The sequence below is a fragment of the Enterobacter sp. 18A13 genome (assembly GCF_007035975.1).
Taxonomy (GTDB): domain Bacteria; phylum Pseudomonadota; class Gammaproteobacteria; order Enterobacterales; family Enterobacteriaceae; genus Enterobacter; species Enterobacter vonholyi.
Genome location: NZ_AP019634.1, coordinates 2,721,113 through 2,739,374, shown reverse-complemented (window position 1 = coordinate 2,739,374; position 18,262 = coordinate 2,721,113). Strand labels below are relative to the sequence as shown.

The window sequence follows — 18,262 nt, the reverse complement described above, 5'->3', positions numbered from 1 at the left end:
CCTGCCACTGGCTGCCTCTGGTATGATGAGTCCAATTTGCTAAAGCTGTGTAATGGAAATCTCACTATGGTCATTAAGGCGCAGAGCCCGGCGGGTTTCGCGGAAGAGTACATCATTGAAAGCATCTGGAATAATCGTTTCCCTGCGGGGTCCATTCTTCCGGCTGAACGCGAACTCTCTGAACTGATTGGCGTCACTCGCACCACGCTGCGTGAAGTGCTTCAGCGGCTGGCGCGCGATGGCTGGTTGACGATCCAGCATGGTAAGCCTACGAAAGTAAACAACTTCTGGGAAACATCCGGGTTAAACATTCTTGAAACGCTGGCGCGTCTCGACCATGAAAGCGTGCCGCAGCTCATTGATAATCTGCTCTCCGTTCGCACCAACATCGCGACGATCTTTATTCGTACAGCTTTCCGTCAGCATCCGGAAGACGCCCTTGCGGTGCTGGCCAGCGCGAACGAGGTGGAAGATCATGCCGATGCCTTTGCCACCCTCGATTACAACGTGTTTCGCGGCCTGGCGTTTGCCTCCGGCAACCCGGTTTACGGCCTGATCCTCAACGGTATGAAAGGGCTCTATACCCGCATTGGCCGCCACTACTTTGCCAATCCGGAAGCCCGCAGCCTGGCGCTGGGCTTCTACCATAAGCTGAGCAAGCTCTGTACCGAAGGCCTGCACGATCAGGTTTATGAGACGGTGCGCCGCTACGGTCACGATTCCGGTGAAATCTGGCACCGTATGCAGAAAACGCTGCCGGGTGATTTAGCGATTCAGACCCGCTAAAAGAAAAACCTCTCGTATGAGAGGTTTTTTTTCGTCGGGTGGCGCTACAGCGTATTCAACCGCGCCGGGCAACGTTCCAGCAGCTCGACGCTGCCGTCTTCATTCTGTTGCTCCAGCTGCACGTCAAATCCCCACAGGCGATGCACATGCTTCAGCACCTCTTTACGCCCTTTATCCAGCGGCGCGCGATTGTGCGGGATATAGCGCAACGTCAGGGAGCGGTCACCGCGCAAATCGACGTTCCATACCTGAATATTCGGTTCAAGGTTGCTCAGGTTGTACTGGGAGGAAAGGCGAGAGCGGATCTCACGGTATCCCTCTTCGTTATGGATTGCTGAAATCTCCAGATAGTTGTTGCGGTCATCGTCCAGCACGGTGAAGAAGCGGAAGTCACGCATGATCTTCGGCGACATAAACTGGCTGATGAAGCTCTCATCCTTAAAGTCGCGCATCGCAAAGTGCAGCGTTTCCAGCCAGTCTGACCCGGCGATATCCGGGAACCAGTACTTGTCTTCTTCCGTCGGCGACTGGCAGATACGCTTAATGTCCTGGAACATGGCAAAGCCAAGGGCATACGGGTTAATGCCGCTGTACCACGGGCTGTTGTAGGGCGGCTGGAACACCACGTTAGTATGGCTGTGGAGGAACTCCATCATGAACCGCTCGGTGACTTTCCCCTCGTCGTACAGATGGTTGAGGATAGTGTAGTGCCAGAAGGTCGCCCAGCCTTCGTTCATCACCTGCGTCTGCTTTTGCGGGTAAAAATACTGGCTCACCTTGCGCACGATACGCAGGATCTCACGCTGCCACGGCTCTAGCAGCGGGGCGTTCTTCTCCATAAAATAGAGCAGGTTTTCCTGCGGCTCGGACGGATAACGACGCGCTTCGGCGATCGTTTTTTCCTCCTCACGCTTCGGCAGGGTGCGCCACAGCATGTTCACCTGGCTTTGCAGATACTCTTCGCGGCTTTTCTGCCGGGCTTTCTCCTCCTGCAGGGAGATTTTCTGCGGACGTTTGTAGCGGTCCACGCCGTAGTTCATCAGCGCGTGGCAGGAGTCGAGCAGTTTTTCCACTTCGTCCACGCCGTAGCGCTCTTCGCAGTCGGTAATGTATTTACGGGCGAAGATCAGGTAATCGACGATGGAGCTGGCATCCGTCCAGCTGCGGAACAGATAGTTATTCTTGAAAAAGGAGTTGTGCCCGTAGCAGGCGTGCGCCATCACCAGCGCCTGCATGGTAATGGTGTTCTCTTCCATTAAATAGGCGATACACGGATTGGAGTTGATGACGATCTCATACGCCAGACCCTGCTGCCCGTGCTTATACAGCCGCTCCGTTTCAATGAATTTCTTACCAAAAGACCAGTGCGGATAGTTAATCGGCATCCCGACGCTGGAGTAGGCGTCCATCATTTGTTCGGACGTAATGACTTCAATCTGATGGGGATAGGTATCCAGGCGGTACAGTTTTGCGACCCGGTCGATCTCGGCGAGGTAAACATCCAGCAGCTCGAAGGTCCAGTCGGGTCCATCGCTCAGACGTGTGTTGTCCTTGTTCAGGGAATCAATAGTAGCCATTAGCGCGCCCTCGTTGTGGGTGCTCTCTCTGTCTGGAGAGCCTCCTTTCAAGCATAGATCAACGTGTTAAAAAGCGTGCTGGGGCAGAAATTTTTTCTTTGCGATTTCGCGTTTTTGATACGGCAAAAAAACGGTGTCCATCAGCATTTTATGCTGGTTAAAAATAACGCGCAGCAGGAGATCCCAAATTAGCACTATCCCCTGATGCTGGGGGATGTGTGAGGTAAGTCACCATAAAAAAGTCGTATGTTGAATAATATTTTCAACTAGGTTATCAATCTGTAATTAGAAGATTGTTCTTTTACACATAATGGAGTGGCTATGCGTGTTGTCATACTGGGAAGTGGTGTCGTTGGGGTAACCAGCGCCTGGTATTTAAGTCAGGCGGGACATGACGTCACCGTTATCGATCGTGAGTCCGGTCCTGCGCTTGAAACCAGCGCGGCGAACGCCGGGCAAATCTCTCCGGGGTATGCGGCACCGTGGGCAGCGCCGGGCGTTCCGCTGAAGGCGATTAAATGGATGTTCCAGCGCCACGCGCCTCTGGCCATCAGCCTTGACGGCACGCAGTTCCAGCTCAAGTGGATGTGGCAGATGCTGCGTAACTGTGACACCCGCCACTACATGGAGAACAAAGGACGCATGGTGCGCCTGGCGGAATACAGCCGCGACTGCCTGAAAGCGCTGCGCGCGTCGACGGGTATTGAGTATGAAGGCCGCCAGGGCGGGACGCTGCAGCTTTTCCGCACCGAGCAGCAGTACGAAAATGCCACCCGCGATATCGCCGTGCTGGAAGATGCCGGTGTACCTTACCAGCTGCTGGAAGCCAGCCAGCTAGGCCAGGTTGAACCGGCGCTGGCGGAAGTTGCGCATAAGCTGACGGGCGGCCTGCGCCTGCCGAATGACGAAACCGGCGACTGCCAGCTCTTTACGCAGCGTCTGGCGCAAATGTGCGAACAGGCGGGGGTGAAATTCCGCTTTAACACCTCTGTCGACAAGCTGCTGTCGGAAGGGGAAAAAATTTACGGCGTGAAGTGCGGCGAGGAGGTGATCAAAGCCGATGCCTACGTGATGGCGTTTGGTTCGTACTCCACCGCCATGCTGAAAGGTATTCTCGATATTCCGGTCTACCCGCTGAAGGGCTACTCGCTGACCATTCCGGTAAAAGAAGAGAGCGGCGCTCCGGTGTCGACCATTCTGGATGAAACCTACAAAATCGCCATTACCCGCTTCGATAACCGCATCCGCGTAGGCGGCATGGCGGAGATCGTCGGCTTCAACACCGAGCTGCTGAAGCCGCGTCGGGAAACGCTGGAGATGGTCGTGGGCGATCTCTTCCCGCGAGGAGGTTTTGTTGAGCAGGCGACGTTCTGGACCGGCCTGCGTCCGATGACCCCGGACGGCACGCCGATCGTGGGGCGCACGCCGTTCAAAAACCTGTGGACCAATACCGGACACGGCACGCTTGGCTGGACGATGGCCTGCGGATCGGGCCAGCTGCTGAGCGACCTGATTTCCGGGCGCACGCCGGCCATTCCGTTTGACGATTTAAGCGCCGCGCGCTATCAATCGGGGTCTACGCCGTCGCGTCCACAGCACCTGCACGGCGCGCATAGCTAAGGAGTTGTCATGTCCCGTCCTGTTCTGGCCCAGCTGAACCTGCAGGCCCTGAAGGATAATCTGCAAATTGTTCGCCGGGCGGCGCCTGGTTCGCGCGTCTGGTCTGTGGTGAAAGCGAATGCCTACGGCCACGGTATTGACCGTATCTGGAGCGCCCTGAGCGCCACCGACGGCTTTGCGCTCCTGAACCTGGAAGAGGCCATTCTGCTGCGCGAGCGCGGCTGGAAAGGGCCGATACTGCTTCTGGAGGGCTTCTTCCACGCGGACGATCTGCCGCTGCTGGATAAATATCGGCTGACCACCAGCGTTCACAGCAACTGGCAGATTAAGGCGATTCAGGATGCGAAACTCCACGCGCCGCTGGATATTTACCTCAAGGTGAACAGCGGCATGAACCGCCTGGGCTTCCAGCCTGAGCGCGTGCATACGGTCTGGCAGCAGCTGCGCGCCATGAAAAACGTGGGCGAAATGACGCTGATGGCCCATTTTGCCGACGCGGAAAAACCGGACGGCATTGCCGATGCCATGGTCCGCATTGAGCAGGCGGCAGAAGGGCTGGACTGCCCGCGCTCGCTGTCAAATTCGGCGGCCACGCTCTGGCATCCTGAGGCGCACTACAACTGGGTGCGTCCGGGGATCGTTCTTTACGGTGCGTCACCCTCGGGCCAGTGGCAGGACATCGCCAACAGCGGCCTGAAGCCGGTGATGACCCTGCGCAGCGAAATCATTGGCGTGCAAACCCTGAAGGCCGGCGACACGGTGGGCTACGGCAGCCGCTACCGGGCAAAGGGCGAGCAGCGGATTGGCATCGTGGCGGGCGGCTATGCCGACGGCTACCCGCGCATCGCACCAACCGGCACGCCTGTCTGGGTCGATGGGGTTCGCACGGGAACGGTGGGCACCATATCAATGGATATGCTGGCCGTTGACCTGACGCCATGCCCGCAGGCGGGCATCGGTTCACCGGTCGAGCTGTGGGGTAACGAAATTAAGATTGATGACGTTGCTGCCGCTGCGGGCACGGTGGGGTACGAATTGATGTGCGCGCTGGCACCGAGAGTGCCGGTTGTGACGGTGTAACGAGCATTAGTGTCGGGTGGCGCTAGCGCCACCCGGCAAAAAAACCGCTACTCCGCTTCATCTTCCATCGGCCTGACGCCGACTTTCCTGACAGCGTTATCTTCTTTCTCCGCAACCGTCCAAATCATCCCGGCGAACTCCACCTGGTCGCCGACGACGGGGGCCGCCCCCAGCAGTTGCTGAATGATTTCCCCCAGCGTTTGCTGCTTGTCGCGGTACTCCAGCCCTTCATCCAGGCCGTAAATCAGCGCCACATCGGCAAACTTGGCGCTGGCTTCCAGAATAAAATCGCCGAAGAAACGCTGGTCCAGCGCCACCGGAGGCGACTGACTGAACAGTTTGCCCAGCGCGGGCAGGTCGCGCTCGCGGCCAATCACGCAGAGAATATCCCCTTCGCGCAGGCGGGTGCTGCCGGTAGGGTGCAGCAGGACATTATCGCGGAACAGGGCGGCAATGCGCGTTTCAGTCGGCATGTGCAAATCGCGCAGCGAGGCCCCCACGCACCATTTGTCAGCGCTCAGCTGATAGACAAACTGCTCCCAAGGATTCTCTGGGTGAATATCGAGCCCCACGCGAGAGACCGGCCAGCCCACGGGAGGCACCACAACTTTGGCTTTCTTCGCCGCCCACCCGAGGGAGGTTCCCTGGAACAGCAGCGAAATCAGCACCACGAAGAAGGCCACGTTAAAGAACAGCCGGGCGTTATCCAGACCGGCCATCATCGGGAAGACCGCAAGAATAATCGGTACCGCGCCGCGCAGGCCCACCCAACTGATAAAGACCCGCTCGCGCAGGTTGAAGCCGCGAAACGGCAGCAGGCCTGCAAATACCGACAACGGACGGGCGAAGAAGATCATCCACGCGGACAGCAGCAGCGCCGGAACGGCGATCGGCAGCAGGTCCGAAGGCGTAACCAGCAGGCCCAGCACCAGGAACATGCCAATTTGTGCCAGCCAGGCCAGGCCGTCGAAGTTCTGCAAAATGGCATGACGGTTACGGATCGGTCGGTTGCCCATCAGGAAACCGCAGAGATAGACGGCGAGAATGCCGCTGCCGTCCAGCGCGGTGGTAACGGCAAAAATAAGAATGCCGCCGCTCAGCGCCAGTAGGGGGTAAAGCCCCGCGGGCAGGGAGATGCGGTTGATCATCTGCTGTAAGAGGTATCCCCCCGCCAGGCCAATAACAATCCCCAGCCCGAACTGCTGCAGGATATGCCAGACGAACATCCAGCTCAGGCCCGTCTCGTGCTGCTGGATCATCTCAATCAGCGTGATGGTGAGAAACACCGCCATCGGATCGTTACTGCCGGATTCAATCTCAAGCGTGGAGCCGACGCGTTCGTTAAGCCCTTTTCCGCCGAGCAGGGAAAACACCGCTGCCGCATCGGTTGAGCCAACAATCGCCCCAATCAGCAAACCTTCCATGATGTTGAGATGGAAAAGCCACGCGGCCATCATTCCGGTGAGGCCTGAGGTAATCAACACGCCAACCGTCGCGAGCGACAGCGCGGGCCCTAAGGCCACGCGGAAGGAGCTTGCCTGGGTGCGCATCCCGCCGTCCAGCAGGATCACCGCCAGAGCAAGGTTACTCACCATGTAGGCGAAAGGGTAGTTATCGAATGGGATACCGCCAATACCATCAATGCCGGCCAGCATGCCGATGGCGAGGAAAATGACAAGAATAGGTATGCCGAGACGCGATGAAAATGAACTTAATAAAATACTGCTGGTTACAAGGACCGAACCCAGAATGAAAAGGCTGATTATCGCTGCGGCATCCAATGTTCTCTTACTCCCACCTCAATGTTAACGCTGTTACTAAAACCCTAACATATTAACGACGGCAACAGCGTTTTATTAAGGGGGTATAACGGCTTTTTTATGCCTTTATGACAGGATGGCCGCTGATGGTCAGCCGACTGCCTGAATCATTGTGGATCAGGGAGGCGTGCGCCCCCAGCGCCAGGGTCACGGTTTGCTGCTCATGACCAAAATCCAGACCGGTGATGACCGGAACATCCAGCCGCGAGCGAATGAACTCAACCATGGTTTCCAGGGAGTAACCCGCGTCATAGTCATTCGGGGCAGAGCCGCTGAAGCTGCCCAGCACAATTGCGGACTGGCGCTCAAGAATACCGGCATGATAGAGCTGCAACAGCATGCGCTCGACGCGGAACGGATGTTCGTTGATATCTTCCAGCACCAGAATGCCGTCCTCGATTTGCGGCATCCACGGCGTGCCGATAAGCGAAACCAGCATCGCCAGGTTACCGCCCCAGAGCTGACCTTCACATTCCCAGTGCGGTCCATTGCCTTGCCACTCCACGCTGTAGGTGGAATTGCGCAGCGCGCGCCAGAAGTGTTCCACGGTAAACGCATCCAGCTCCGGTGCGCCGAAGTTACCGGCCAGCATTGGGCCGCTGAAGGTGATAATGTCATGCAGCGCCAGCAGCCCAAGCTGGATGACGGTGAAATCGCTGTGGCCGCAGATCAGCAGCGGATCCTGCTGCTGACGCTGTGCCAGCCCCTGCCAGTCAATGCTCTCCAGTAACCGGCTCGCACCATATCCGCCGCGCACCGCCAGCACAATCCGGTTTTCGCCCGTCAGGCTCACCAGACTATTGATATCATTCAGCCGCTGCGCTTCGGTACCGGCAAAACGCTGCTGGCGGCGGGGGATAATTGTCTGATTTTCTACCTGGTGGCCCGACTCCAGTAAACGCTGAACGCCCCGCTGCGCCGCATCCTGGTTAATGCAGTAGCCCGACGGCGCGATGAGATGAAACTGAGACATGGCAAATCCTTGCTGAATGAGAAACTAATTGTCTATATCATGCCGCTTATTCGCCGCCTGCTTCAAGAGCGGCGCACCGCAATGACCGGCTATAAGGATAGATGACGTGAAACTGAGATGGTTTGCTTTTTTGATTGTGTTGCTCGCTGGCTGTAGTTCAAAACATGATTATCAAAACCCGCCCTGGAATCCGGAAGTGCCGGTGAAGCGGGCCATGCAGTGGATGCCGATCAGTGAGCAAGCCGGGAAGGCCTGGGGCGTCAGTCCGCGCCTCATCACGGCGATCATCGCGGTGGAGTCAGGCGGTAATCCCACCCTCGTCAGCAAATCCAACGCGGTGGGCCTGATGCAGCTTAAAGCGTCAACGGCGGGGAAAGAAGTTTACCGCTATATGGGCTGGAGCGGCCAGCCGTCGACCAGCGAGCTGAAGAACCCGGAACGCAACATTTCAATGGGCACGGCCTATCTGAGCATCATGGAGCATGGCGTGCTGAAGGGCATTAAGGATCCGGAGGTGATGCAGTACGCGCTGGTGGTGTCTTACGTTAACGGTGCCGGCGCGTTGCTCAGAACCTTCTCTTCTGACCGAAAAGAGGCGATTGAAGAGATTAACGGCATGGACAAAGACGAATTCTTTGAACACGTGGCGAAAAATCATCCGGCACCACAGGCGCCTCGTTATATCTGGAAGGTACAGAAAGCGATGGATGCCATGTAATGCCGCAGACGGGCGGCGGTCACGCTGCCCGATTTCTTCACAGGACTTTATTTGCGCGTTCCCGCGCCTCCCGCTCCAGGGAATAGATAATACGCTGAAGCTCACGCTCTGCGCCTGGCCCGACGTTCAGGAAGCGGAAGCTCAGACGCGGCGTGGTGATGGTTTCGTTTTTGCTGTCCACGACGGTGCGGTCGCTGATGGCAATCAGCTGCGCATCGAAATAGAAGCGACCCCAGCCACCCATATCCAGTTCAATTTGCGTAAACCGCATGCCCTCTACCAGCCCGTCGGGTTTCGGCGTATCCATCAGTGCGCCCATGCCGCCAAGCGACAGATCGAAGAGGCGAAAGCGGATCTCTTTTTTGTCCGGCATTTTGGCCTTACAAAAATAGGCGGGATGGAGCGGGGCGCTGATGCGGAAATATTCACGACGTTGAACAAACCAGAGATTGGTCGGAAGGGGGGTCACAAAAGCCGGAAGTCCCTGGTATTCGCTGAGTTCCAGTCGCGACAGGACAAACTCCACTTTGGCCCCCTGCGTTTCGGCCATCACCGCGATGTTCTCCGCTTTCAGCGCCGCGCGGTTTTCGTACTCCTGACTGCCTAAATCAATCACCAGCCGATCCTGCGAGGCGTCAAGGATCTTGCTGATGAACTGATTATTCGACCAGCTGATGCGCAGCGGCACTTCACCTTTTTGCAGGTCGCGTAATACCCCTAATACAGCCAGCGGATTTTGCTTGAGGAACTGCTCACTGTAATGACTCACGCCGGATGGCTCCTTGATTGATGACAGACTGTCTTAGCGTTATCGGCAATCTGCAATGAAACTTAATACAAACCGGTGAGTTTTTTTTGCCTGTTTAACCAAAGATAAGTCGGTGAGATGAAAATGGTTTTCCGGCGATGACCTATACTTAAGTTAGCTGTGCAGAAGGTTTTCTGCGCATGCGTTAAACCTGCAAGAGGGCATCGCTATGGGTATCATCGCCTGGATTATCTTTGGTCTTATTGCTGGCGCTATCGCTAAACTGATCATGCCGGGAAACGATGGCGGCGGCTTTATTTTGACCTGTGTACTCGGGGTCGTTGGTGCGGTTGTGGGCGGCTGGCTGGCGACGATGTTTGGTTTTGGAGGCAACATAAGTGGTTTCGACCTGCACAGTTTTCTGGTCGCTGTCGTGGGTGCCATTGTGGTGCTGGGCATATTCAGGTTACTGCGACGAGCATAAATTCACATAAACGGCTCTCTGAGGAGGGCCGTTTTTTGCCTGCGTATTGATTTGTTAATCTAAATGATAATAATTGTCGTTCCGTATTGCATCTAACAACAAGACGACATTATGAATACCTCACGTTTTACGCTATGCGTCCTGGCAGGCGCCGTCACGCTCGCACTGCATGTTCCGGCATTCGCCGAAGAATCCACTATTGTCGTCACCGGCTCAGAGCAGGGCAGCGCGCTGCCGGCCTGGACGAACAGCGCCACGAAATCGGCCGTTGCCGAAAGTAAAACGCCGCAGGTCATCACGACCGTCTCTGCGCCGGAAATTGAAAAGCGTCATGCGAATTCCGTGAATGAAATCCTGCGCTATGCTCCGGGCGTCTCAACCGAGGTGCGGGGGAATACGTCATACATGAGCGAATACAAAATTCGTGGCTTTACCGTCGACCAGGAGTTCTACAACGGGCTGCAGCTGCCCTATAACGTTACCGGCAATACCAAAGCGCGAATCGATCCGCTGTTGATTGACAGCGTTGATATCCTGAAAGGCCCCTCATCGGTACTTTACGCCGGCGGTTCACCGGGCGGGCTGGTGAATATTCAAAGCAAAAAACCGCAGCGTGAAGCCCGAACCGAAATCGGCGTTAACACCGGAAACCGTAATCTGAAAGAGGGCTATCTCGATTCAACCGGGCAGGTTGCCGACAGCAACTGGAACTACCGTCTGCTGGGCAAAGCCACGGAAAACGACGATCAGCCGCACTCCACCCGGTATGAAAACTACCTGGTTGCCCCGTCCGTTGCCTGGCAACCCGACAGCAAAACCCGCCTTACCCTGGACGCGCTGGCGCAAAACACCCCGAGCCTGACGCCGTCTAACCCGCTGCCGCTCGCCTACCTGCGCTCGAAATACGCGGGCAAGCGCGACTACGCCGGTGATGAGTGGAGCGGGTTTAAGCAGCGTCAGTGGATGCTGGGCTACAGCTTTGAACATGAATTTGACAGCGGCTGGGGCTTTAATCAGAAGGCGCGCTATTTTGATGTCGATACCCATCAGCGCAGCGTGTATGCAACGGGGACGGGAAGCGAGGTCTATCAGCTCAACCGCTTTGCCTACACCACGGATGAAGATCTGCAGAGCTTCAACATTGACAACCAGGTGACCAAAACCGTTGCGCTGGGCGAGTGGAAACACCACCTGCTGGCCGGGTTTGACTACCAGAAGCTGAACTCCCACTTCCACTACCGCTACGCGTCGGCCACGCCGGGTATCGATATGCGGCATCCTGACTATTTGCAAATCCAGGAAAGCGCGCTGGGGCTCTATACCGCCCAGAAAAACCGCCTCAGCTATCAGCAAAACGGTTACTACCTGCAGGATCAGGTAGAGTTTGGCGGTCTCAACCTGCTTGGCAGCCTGCGCTACGATGATTACCGCTCCGTCACCACCAACTACCTGCAAAACGGTGATAAGGCCTGGGTGTCGCAGGATCGCGTCACCAAACGCCTGGGCGCGCTTTACGCCTTCGATAGCGGGATTTCGCCGTTTATCAGCTATTCCGAAGGTTTTGCGCCGGTGTCGCCGCAGGGCACGCTCGTGGCGAAAGACGTTAAGCCAACCACCGGCAGGCAGGTGGAAGGCGGGGTAAAATATCTGCTGGCCGACTACGCTACCACCTTTACCGCCTCGGTGTTTAACATCCGTCAGAAAAATGTCGTCACCTCCGATCCGGGCTTCCTGAACTATCGTCAGACCGGGGAAGTGGAATCTAAAGGGGCAGAGCTCTCCGCCATTAGCCGTCCGACGGACAACCTGACGCTGATTGCCAACTATGCGTACACCCACGCGATCAACAGGGAAGATGACAAGTACAAAGGTAAACGTCCGACGCAGGTCCCGGAGAATGCCTTTAACCTCTGGGGGGATTACACCTTTGAGAGCACCGCGCTGAAAGGGCTGATGCTGGGCGCAGGCGCACGCTACACCGGGCCAATGGAGATCTCTCCGGCTAACGATACGGGTAAGCTGGGCGGCACCACCCAGTACGATCTGGCGGCTTCATATCGGATGGGCGAGATCCTGCCTTCCCTGGCAGGGCTGACGCTTAAGGCCAGCGCGCAGAACATCACCAACAAAGAGACGCTGACCTGCTACGATGCGACCAACTGCTGGATTGGGCGTGACAGGACGTATCAGCTAGGGGCGAGTTACAGCTTCTAGGTAACTCCCTGTGAGTTCAAAATGTAGGCCGGGTAAGGCGTAGCCGCACCCGGCATTACTCCCTTACTGCGCCGTCGCTTTTACCGGCGCAGCCTCATCATTCGCCGCAGGCCGATTCTCCGGCACGCTGTCGCAAGGTTTCTCTTTCGGGCAGACCCGATCCAGCATTTTCAGCGTCACGCCGTTGCTCCAGCCGAAGCCGTCCTGCAGCGGATACTCGCCGCCGCCGCCGCCCGTACCGGTGGTCGACACGTCATACTTTTCAACCAGTTTCTTTTCCCGGTCGTAAGTATGCTGAACGTTCTTCAGGAAGCGCCAGGTCACGTCCATCGAGACCTTCTCTTGCCCGTAATTCTGCAGCCCTTCCGCAGCCACCCATTGCAGGGGGGCCCAGCCGTTTGGCGCATCCCACTGCTGGCCGCTGTTTACGGTGGTTGTCGCTATCCCGCCCGGTTTCAACAGGCGCGACGAGGTTGCCGCGGCGACTTTATCGGCACGATCCTGCGCCGCCGCCTTCACGTAAAGCGGGAACAGGGCTGCGGCGGTGAGCTGATTGCGTACCTTCTTGCTCTTCAGATCGTAATCCGCGTACCAGCCCTCTTTATCATTCCACAGGTGGCTCTCGATGGCTTTCTGACGCGCCGTAGCCAGCGCTTCGTATTTACTTGCGCTGGCGGCGTCGCCGCTCTCCTGGCTTGCCCGCGCCAGCAGTTTTTCCATCTTAAACATCAGGGCGTTGAGATCCACGGGAACAATGCTGGTGGTCCGGATGGTGCCGAGCTTTTGCGGGTCGTCCATCCAGCGGGAGCTAAAGTCCCAGCCCGAGGCCGCGGCGGAACGTAAATCACGATAGATCTCGGTCGCGGGTCGGTTAGGGTTACTTTTGGCAGTATTCACATCGTCAAGCCAGGACTCCGGACGCGGGGTATCGCGGTCGTCCCAGTAGCGGTTGAGAACAGCGCCGTCGTCCAGCTTCACCACGCGCTTGTTGGCCTGACCCGGCTGAAGGGCGTCGACGCCGTCCATCCAGTAGGCATACTCTTTCTCCATCTGCGGACGATACTTCTTCAGCGCATCGCTGTCGTGCGTTGCCAGCAGTTCCACCATCAGCGAGAAGAACGGCGGTTGGGATCGGCTCAGGTAATAGCTGCGGTTGCCGTTGGGAATGTGGCCGAAGGTGTCAATCTCATAGGCAAAGTTATCCACCATGTCGCTGATTTTGTCCCAATGATCGCTCTCTGCCAGGCCCAGCATGGTGAAATAGCTGTCCCAGTAGTAAACCTCGCGGAAACGTCCGCCGGGCACAACGTAAGGTTTCGGTAACGGCAGAAGGGAATCCCATTTGTTGCTGGCTTTACCGGTGGTGCGCGTCAGCACGGGCCAGAGATCGTCAATGTGCTCACGTAAACTTTGTCCAGCAGGCGGAACATATTTTTCCCCTTCCGCAGGGAGCGTAAAGTTCATCTCGACAAAGTGGCGTAAGTCAAAGCTGGACTGCGTGTGCTGCATCCGGTAGTCCGCCAGAATCATCAGCGGGTCGCTTTTGGGGACGGCATCAGCAAAGGTTTTCTGATCGGGAAACAGTTTGGCGCTTTGCACATCGTTAAACAGAGGGCCCAGCAAAATATCGGGTGAGGTTGTCTGGGCTGCGGGGCTATCGTCGGCATATCCCAGTGTCGTTACGCCGAGCAGCGCGCCGCCTAACGCAAGGGGCAAAAACGCGGGGCGTAGTGTACGAGGTCTTATCATCAGTTCGTCTCCTGTCTTCACTAAACAGCGTGACCGCTGTTGTCAATCACCTGAAAACCTTAGACGAATATTGCCCGCTTCGCGTTAAATATTGCCGGTCTTTCAGACCTCTTCCGCGGTCTGGCTGGCTTCCCGCAGCGTGCCCGGCGCATGTCCAATAATGCGCTTGAATGCCCGGCTGAAGGCCGCCAGGGAGCCGTATCCCAGCCGCAGCGCGACGGTTTCAATGGGTTGATTTTCATGCCGAATGTACTGAATCGCCAGCCGCATTCTCAGCTCGCTGAGATATTTTGCCGGAGTGGTTCCCGTCGCGGCCAGAAACCGTTCGGCGAACACGGAGCGGGACGTGCCTGCTTCTTTTGCCAGATCCGCGACGCTCCAGTTCAGGCCTGGCTGCTGGTGCATGGCGTAAATGGCACGGCTCAGGCGCGGGTCGCGCAGAACCTGCACCCAGCCGGTGGCTTTACCGCAGCCGCCTTCAACCCAGCCGCGCACGATTAATGCCGCCACCACGTCGGCAAGGCGCGCAAGGATCCCGGCATACCCGGCCTGACGCGCCGCGGATTCCCGCTCCATCGCCGCCAGCAGCGGATGAATTTCCGGCCAGGTGGACATCAGCCGGCTGACCATCATCACTTCCGGCATCGCTTTGATCAGCGGCTGCATCCCGCCCAGCTCAAAATCCATGCACCCGCTAAAGATGAGGGTATTCTCGCTTTCCGGGCAGGGCTCGCAGGTGATAGCACACACCGAGCTGCAGATAGGCTCGCTCGGGAAGGCGTTGATGGGCGTAATGGTGGCCTGCTCGTCAGAGAGCAGGGCGTGGGAATTCCCGCCGGGAATAAAGAGGGCGTCGCCACCGCTCAGTTCGAACGTTGCACCGCTCTCCATGCGCAGCAGGGCGCTACCGTGGCTCACAAAATGAAACTGTGCCCGGCCGGGCGCCTGATGAAAAGCGACGCCAAACGGCGCGCTGGCCTGGATCCGCCGGTATTTCACGCCTGACAGACGCATGCCGCGTAAAAGTTCGCTGATCAGATCGGGTGACTGTACGGTCATGGCACAACTCCGGACGAATAATCAATAAGTGGAGATTATATGTCATAGATCGTCCAGGGTGAACCTTCTATTCTTTTGCGACAGTAGTCACATTTTTATAACGGGAGATCAACAGATGAGTTCATGTGTCGCGGCGAGCGAGGCGGTAGCGCCTGCAAAACCCGCCTGGCGGGCCGTCTATTCACTGGGGCTGGGAGTATTTGGTTTGATTACGGCAGAATTTCTGCCGGCGAGTTTGTTAACGCCCATGGCCGCGAGCCTGGGCGTGACCGAGGGAATGGCCGGACAGGCCGTCACCGCCACCGCGCTGGTGGCGCTGGTCACCGGGTTGCTGATTACCCCTGCCACCAAAAGTATTGACCGCCGCTGGGTGCTGATGTTTTTCTCGGTGCTGCAAATTATCTCCAGCCTGCTGGTGGCCTTTGCGCCCAACCTGCACGTCCTGCTGATGGGGCGTCTGCTGCTGGGGGTAGCCATTGGGGGATTCTGGGCGATGTCGACGGCGACTACGATGCGTCTGGTTCCGGCAGATAAAGTGCCGAAAGCGCTGGCGGTGATCTTCTCCAGCGTATCAATTGCCACGGTGGTCGCGGCGCCGCTCGGCAGCTATCTGGGCAGCCTGATCGGCTGGCGCAACGTCTTTATACTCTGCATTCTGCCGAGCATGCTGGCGCTGCTGTGGCAGCTCTGGGTGCTGCCGTCCATGAAGCCGGAGAGCAGCGGCAGCCTGAGTACGCTGTTCCGCGTGCTGCGTCGTCCGGGAATGATCGGCGGCATGCTCGCAACCATCCTGATCTTCAGCGGCCATTTCGCCTTCTTTACCTACCTGCGTCCGTTCCTGGAGACGGTGGGGCAGGCGAGCGTGGAGACCATTTCGCTGATCCTGCTGGGCTTTGGTATTGCCAACTTTGTGGGCACTTCTGTTGCAGGGCATCTGCTGGCACGCAATCTGCGCCTGACGCTGGCGCTGGTGCCGTTTGCGATGGGCGTTCTCGCGCTCATGATGGTCGCCTTTGGTCATCTGGCGATGCTGGACGGGCTGCTTGTCGCGCTGTGGGGCTTTGCATTTGGTCTGGTTCCGGTGGGCTGGTCAACCTGGCTTGCCACTACCGTTCCGGATGAAGCCGAAAGTGCAGGAGGGCTGCTGGTGGCCTCAATTCAACTGGCAATCAGTGCCGGTGCGGCCGGGGGCGGGGCGGTCTTTGACCTCAACGGTGCCAGCGGCGTGTTCGCGGGAAGCGGTTTCCTGTTAGTAACGGCGATGGTGATTGTGTTTATGGGCGTGAAAGTGAAAGCGGATTGAATTATTTGCCGGGTGGGCGCATGCGCCACCCGGCATCAGGCTTACAGCCCTTTCTTATCCATCAGCACCGCCAGATCCACCAGGCGGTTAGAGAAGCCCCACTCGTTGTCATACCACGCCAGGATCTTCACCATGTTCCCGCCAATCACCAGCGTGGAAAGCCCGTCGATAATTGAGGAGCGTGGGTCGCCCTGGTAGTCGCTGGAAACTAGCGGTTCATCGCTATAGCCCAGAATGCCTTTAAGAGGCCCGCTGGCGGCCGCGTTGCGGAACGCGTCATTCACCTCTTCGGCGGTTACGTTACGGCTCAGCGTTACCGTTAAATCCACAATCGACACCACCGGCACCGGCACGCGCAGGGAGTACCCGGTCAGTTTGCCGTCAAGGGAAGGGATCACTTTCCCCAGCGCTTTCGCCGCACCGCTTGAATAAGGCACAATCGACAGCGCCGCCGCGCGAGCGCCGCGCAGATCTTTTTCCGGCTGATCGTGCAGCGCCTGGCTGTTGGTGTAGGCGTGCGTCGTGTTCATCAGGCCATGCTCAATCCCGAACTGCTGGTGCAGCACCTGAGCGGCCGGCGCCAGACCGTTAGTGGTGCAACTCCCGTTGCTTACCACCGCGTGTTTGGCGGGATCGTACTGCTCATGGTTGACGCCCATCACAATCGTCAGATCATCGTTTTTCGCGGGAGCGGAAATGATGACGCGCTTAGCGCCGCCGTGGGTGATATGCACCGCCGCTTTCTCCCGTTCAGTGAAGAAGCCGGTGGCCTCAATCACCACGTCTACTCCAGCTTCACGCCACGGGATATTCGCCGGATCGCGTTCGCTAAATACGGCGATCCGCTGGCCGTCTACCTGCAGCGCGCCGTCACCCGCTTCAACGGGCGCGGGCAGCGTGCCCAGAAGGGAATCATGCTTCAGCAGATGGGCGAGGGTTTTACTGTCCGTCAGATCGTTAATGGCCACAATCTGCAGAGCCGGGTTGCCCAGCGCCGCGCGCAGGAAATTACGTCCGATACGGCCGAAACCGTTAATACCGACCTTAACCATGATGCACTCCTTATCTCTGTTGTCTGGAGTCACTGTAGGCGTCGGGCAGGTTGGCGTAAACGACAAAAAAGGATCAGATTACGCCATCTTGCGGCAGTGGAAGCGCTGGCGGTACTCGCCGGGCGTAAGGTGAAGCTGTTTCTCAAAGATGCGGCGCAAGTTAATGCTGGTGCCAAACCCGCTTTGCTCGGCAACGCGCTCAAGGGAGTCATGGGTCTGCTCAAGCAGCTGACGGGCCGCGGCCAGGCGCGCTTCGGTCACATAGCGGGCGGGAGAGACTCCCGCGTCGCGGGTAAACACGCGGGTGAAGTTACGCGGGCTCATTGCCGCTTTCTCGGCCAGATTTTCCACGCACAGATCGGCGGTGAGGTTCTGCAGGATCCAGGTTTGCAGTTCGCTTATCGGACCGGATGTGCCGGGCTGCTGAAGGCTGTAGCGGCTGAACTGCAGCTGCCCGCCGGGACGGCGCAGGTACATCACCATATCCTGCGCGACGTCGCGGGCGAGGGTAAATCCGTAATCGTCCTCTACAAGCGCCAGGGTCAGATCGAACCCGGAACTGACGCCGCCGGAGGTCCAGATGGGGCCGTCCTGAATGTACAGCGGGCCGCCTTCGACTCGGATTGACGGGTACTGTGTCTGCATTGTCTCCAGCAGCCGCCAGTGGGTTGTCGCGCGGCGACCGTCCAGCAGGCCGGTCTGGGCCAGCAGCATCGCGCCGCCGCAGATAGAGGCTACCCGCCGGGCGTGCGGCGCAGCGAGGTGCAGCCAGTCCACAACGGCCGTGCTCTCCTGCTCGTTCATGCCGCGTCCGGTGATGATAATGGTATCCAGCGGTTCACGTGGATCCAGCTCCGGCAGGCGATAGTCCGCCAGCAAATTTAGGCCGGACTGGCCGTGGATCACCTGGTGAGGCTGCGTGGTGGCGATGATAATCCGGTAGCGGGGCTGCGCAAGCCCTTCCGGATGCAGCCGGTTGGCCTGCATCAGAATGTCGGCGATACCGGCGGCTTCAAACAGCATGCCGCCGTCGGGAACGATAATCAGGATCTTTTTCATGTCCTGAAAAGTACCTTTAT

General features: G+C 57.8%; 15 protein-coding genes. 7 read left to right on the top strand and 8 right to left on the bottom strand.

Annotated features, from left to right (window positions below; translation table 11 throughout):
* The first annotated feature begins 66 nt into the window (after positions 1–66).
* The gene (gene fadR / locus FOY93_RS13315) at positions 67–786 is read left to right on the top strand and encodes a fatty acid metabolism transcriptional regulator FadR (protein WP_023336056.1); all 720 of its coding nucleotides are present in this window, start codon (positions 67–69) and stop codon (positions 784–786) included.
* A gap of 44 nt (positions 787–830) precedes the next feature.
* Here fadR and FOY93_RS13310 read toward each other — a convergent pair whose 3' ends face one another.
* On the bottom strand, positions 831–2,363 hold the full coding sequence (locus FOY93_RS13310) for a SpoVR family protein (protein WP_023293929.1): 1,533 nt from the start codon (positions 2,361–2,363) through the stop codon (positions 831–833).
* Positions 2,364–2,684: 321 nt separating this feature from the next.
* Here FOY93_RS13310 and FOY93_RS13305 point away from each other — a divergent pair, with 321 nt between their 5' ends.
* Positions 2,685–3,983, top strand: a complete 1,299-nt coding sequence (locus FOY93_RS13305; protein ID WP_143345252.1) for a D-amino acid dehydrogenase — start codon at positions 2,685–2,687, stop codon at positions 3,981–3,983.
* Between the two features lie 9 nt (positions 3,984–3,992).
* A complete protein-coding gene (gene dadX / locus FOY93_RS13300) occupies positions 3,993–5,063 on the top strand; it encodes a catabolic alanine racemase DadX (protein WP_127731402.1) in 1,071 nt (356 codons plus the stop codon).
* A gap of 47 nt (positions 5,064–5,110) precedes the next feature.
* On the opposite strand, the gene FOY93_RS13295 is transcribed toward dadX, so the two are convergent.
* On the bottom strand, positions 5,111–6,844 hold the full coding sequence (locus FOY93_RS13295) for a potassium/proton antiporter (protein WP_111964781.1): 1,734 nt from the start codon (positions 6,842–6,844) through the stop codon (positions 5,111–5,113).
* A gap of 97 nt (positions 6,845–6,941) precedes the next feature.
* Positions 6,942–7,856, bottom strand: a complete 915-nt coding sequence (gene ldcA / locus FOY93_RS13290) for a muramoyltetrapeptide carboxypeptidase (protein WP_133294664.1) — start codon at positions 7,854–7,856, stop codon at positions 6,942–6,944.
* Between the two features lie 106 nt (positions 7,857–7,962).
* Here ldcA and emtA point away from each other — a divergent pair, with 106 nt between their 5' ends.
* Positions 7,963–8,574: a membrane-bound lytic murein transglycosylase EmtA gene (emtA, locus tag FOY93_RS13285; protein WP_024909815.1), complete on the top strand. Its 612-nt coding sequence runs from the start codon at positions 7,963–7,965 to the stop codon at positions 8,572–8,574.
* A gap of 37 nt (positions 8,575–8,611) precedes the next feature.
* On the opposite strand, the gene ycgR is transcribed toward emtA, so the two are convergent.
* Positions 8,612–9,343: a flagellar brake protein YcgR gene (gene ycgR / locus FOY93_RS13280; RefSeq protein ID WP_023312174.1), complete on the bottom strand. Its 732-nt coding sequence runs from the start codon at positions 9,341–9,343 to the stop codon at positions 8,612–8,614.
* A gap of 208 nt (positions 9,344–9,551) precedes the next feature.
* Between ycgR and FOY93_RS13275 the strand changes: the two genes are divergently transcribed.
* On the top strand, positions 9,552–9,806 hold the full coding sequence (locus FOY93_RS13275; protein ID WP_008502662.1) for a GlsB/YeaQ/YmgE family stress response membrane protein: 255 nt from the start codon (positions 9,552–9,554) through the stop codon (positions 9,804–9,806).
* 111 nt (positions 9,807–9,917) lie between these two features.
* Positions 9,918–12,020: a TonB-dependent siderophore receptor gene (locus FOY93_RS13270; RefSeq protein WP_143345251.1), complete on the top strand. Its 2,103-nt coding sequence runs from the start codon at positions 9,918–9,920 to the stop codon at positions 12,018–12,020.
* A 63-nt stretch (positions 12,021–12,083) separates the two neighbouring features.
* Here the strand turns inward: FOY93_RS13270 and FOY93_RS13265 are convergent, their stop codons facing one another.
* Together FOY93_RS13265 and FOY93_RS13260 are read right to left on the bottom strand one after the other, a co-directional pair.
* Complete coding sequence (locus FOY93_RS13265; protein ID WP_143345250.1) at positions 12,084–13,769, bottom strand: alpha,alpha-trehalase; 1,686 nt, start codon at positions 13,767–13,769, stop codon at positions 12,084–12,086.
* Between the two features lie 102 nt (positions 13,770–13,871).
* The gene (locus FOY93_RS13260) at positions 13,872–14,828 is read right to left on the bottom strand and encodes an AraC family transcriptional regulator (protein ID WP_111964777.1); all 957 of its coding nucleotides are present in this window, start codon (positions 14,826–14,828) and stop codon (positions 13,872–13,874) included.
* Positions 14,829–14,943: 115 nt separating this feature from the next.
* On the opposite strand from FOY93_RS13260, the gene FOY93_RS13255 reads away from it, so the two are divergent.
* A complete protein-coding gene (locus tag FOY93_RS13255) occupies positions 14,944–16,131 on the top strand; it encodes an MFS transporter (protein WP_143345249.1) in 1,188 nt (395 codons plus the stop codon).
* Positions 16,132–16,172: 41 nt separating this feature from the next.
* On the opposite strand, the gene gap is transcribed toward FOY93_RS13255, so the two are convergent.
* Together gap and FOY93_RS13245 are read right to left on the bottom strand one after the other, a co-directional pair.
* On the bottom strand, positions 16,173–17,183 hold the full coding sequence (gene gap, locus FOY93_RS13250; RefSeq protein ID WP_143345248.1) for a type I glyceraldehyde-3-phosphate dehydrogenase: 1,011 nt from the start codon (positions 17,181–17,183) through the stop codon (positions 16,173–16,175).
* Positions 17,184–17,261: 78 nt separating this feature from the next.
* Complete coding sequence (locus tag FOY93_RS13245) at positions 17,262–18,242, bottom strand: GlxA family transcriptional regulator (protein WP_111964774.1); 981 nt, start codon at positions 18,240–18,242, stop codon at positions 17,262–17,264.
* Positions 18,243–18,262 lie beyond the last annotated feature (20 nt).

Coding starts and splice junctions, on each gene's coding strand:
- FOY93_RS13260 (WP_111964777.1), bottom strand. CDS start 14,828: ATGACCGTACAGTCACCCGATCTGATCAGCGAACTTTTACGCGGCATG.
- FOY93_RS13275 (WP_008502662.1), top strand. CDS start 9,552: ATGGGTATCATCGCCTGGATTATCTTTGGTCTTATTGCTGGCGCTATC.
- FOY93_RS13245 (WP_111964774.1), bottom strand. CDS start 18,242: ATGAAAAAGATCCTGATTATCGTTCCCGACGGCGGCATGCTGTTTGAA.
- ldcA (WP_133294664.1), bottom strand. CDS start 7,856: ATGTCTCAGTTTCATCTCATCGCGCCGTCGGGCTACTGCATTAACCAG.
- dadX (WP_127731402.1), top strand. CDS start 3,993: ATGTCCCGTCCTGTTCTGGCCCAGCTGAACCTGCAGGCCCTGAAGGAT.
- fadR (WP_023336056.1), top strand. CDS start 67: ATGGTCATTAAGGCGCAGAGCCCGGCGGGTTTCGCGGAAGAGTACATC.
- FOY93_RS13255 (WP_143345249.1), top strand. CDS start 14,944: ATGAGTTCATGTGTCGCGGCGAGCGAGGCGGTAGCGCCTGCAAAACCC.
- FOY93_RS13265 (WP_143345250.1), bottom strand. CDS start 13,769: ATGATAAGACCTCGTACACTACGCCCCGCGTTTTTGCCCCTTGCGTTA.
- FOY93_RS13310 (WP_023293929.1), bottom strand. CDS start 2,363: ATGGCTACTATTGATTCCCTGAACAAGGACAACACACGTCTGAGCGAT.
- FOY93_RS13305 (WP_143345252.1), top strand. CDS start 2,685: ATGCGTGTTGTCATACTGGGAAGTGGTGTCGTTGGGGTAACCAGCGCC.
- gap (WP_143345248.1), bottom strand. CDS start 17,183: ATGGTTAAGGTCGGTATTAACGGTTTCGGCCGTATCGGACGTAATTTC.
- FOY93_RS13270 (WP_143345251.1), top strand. CDS start 9,918: ATGAATACCTCACGTTTTACGCTATGCGTCCTGGCAGGCGCCGTCACG.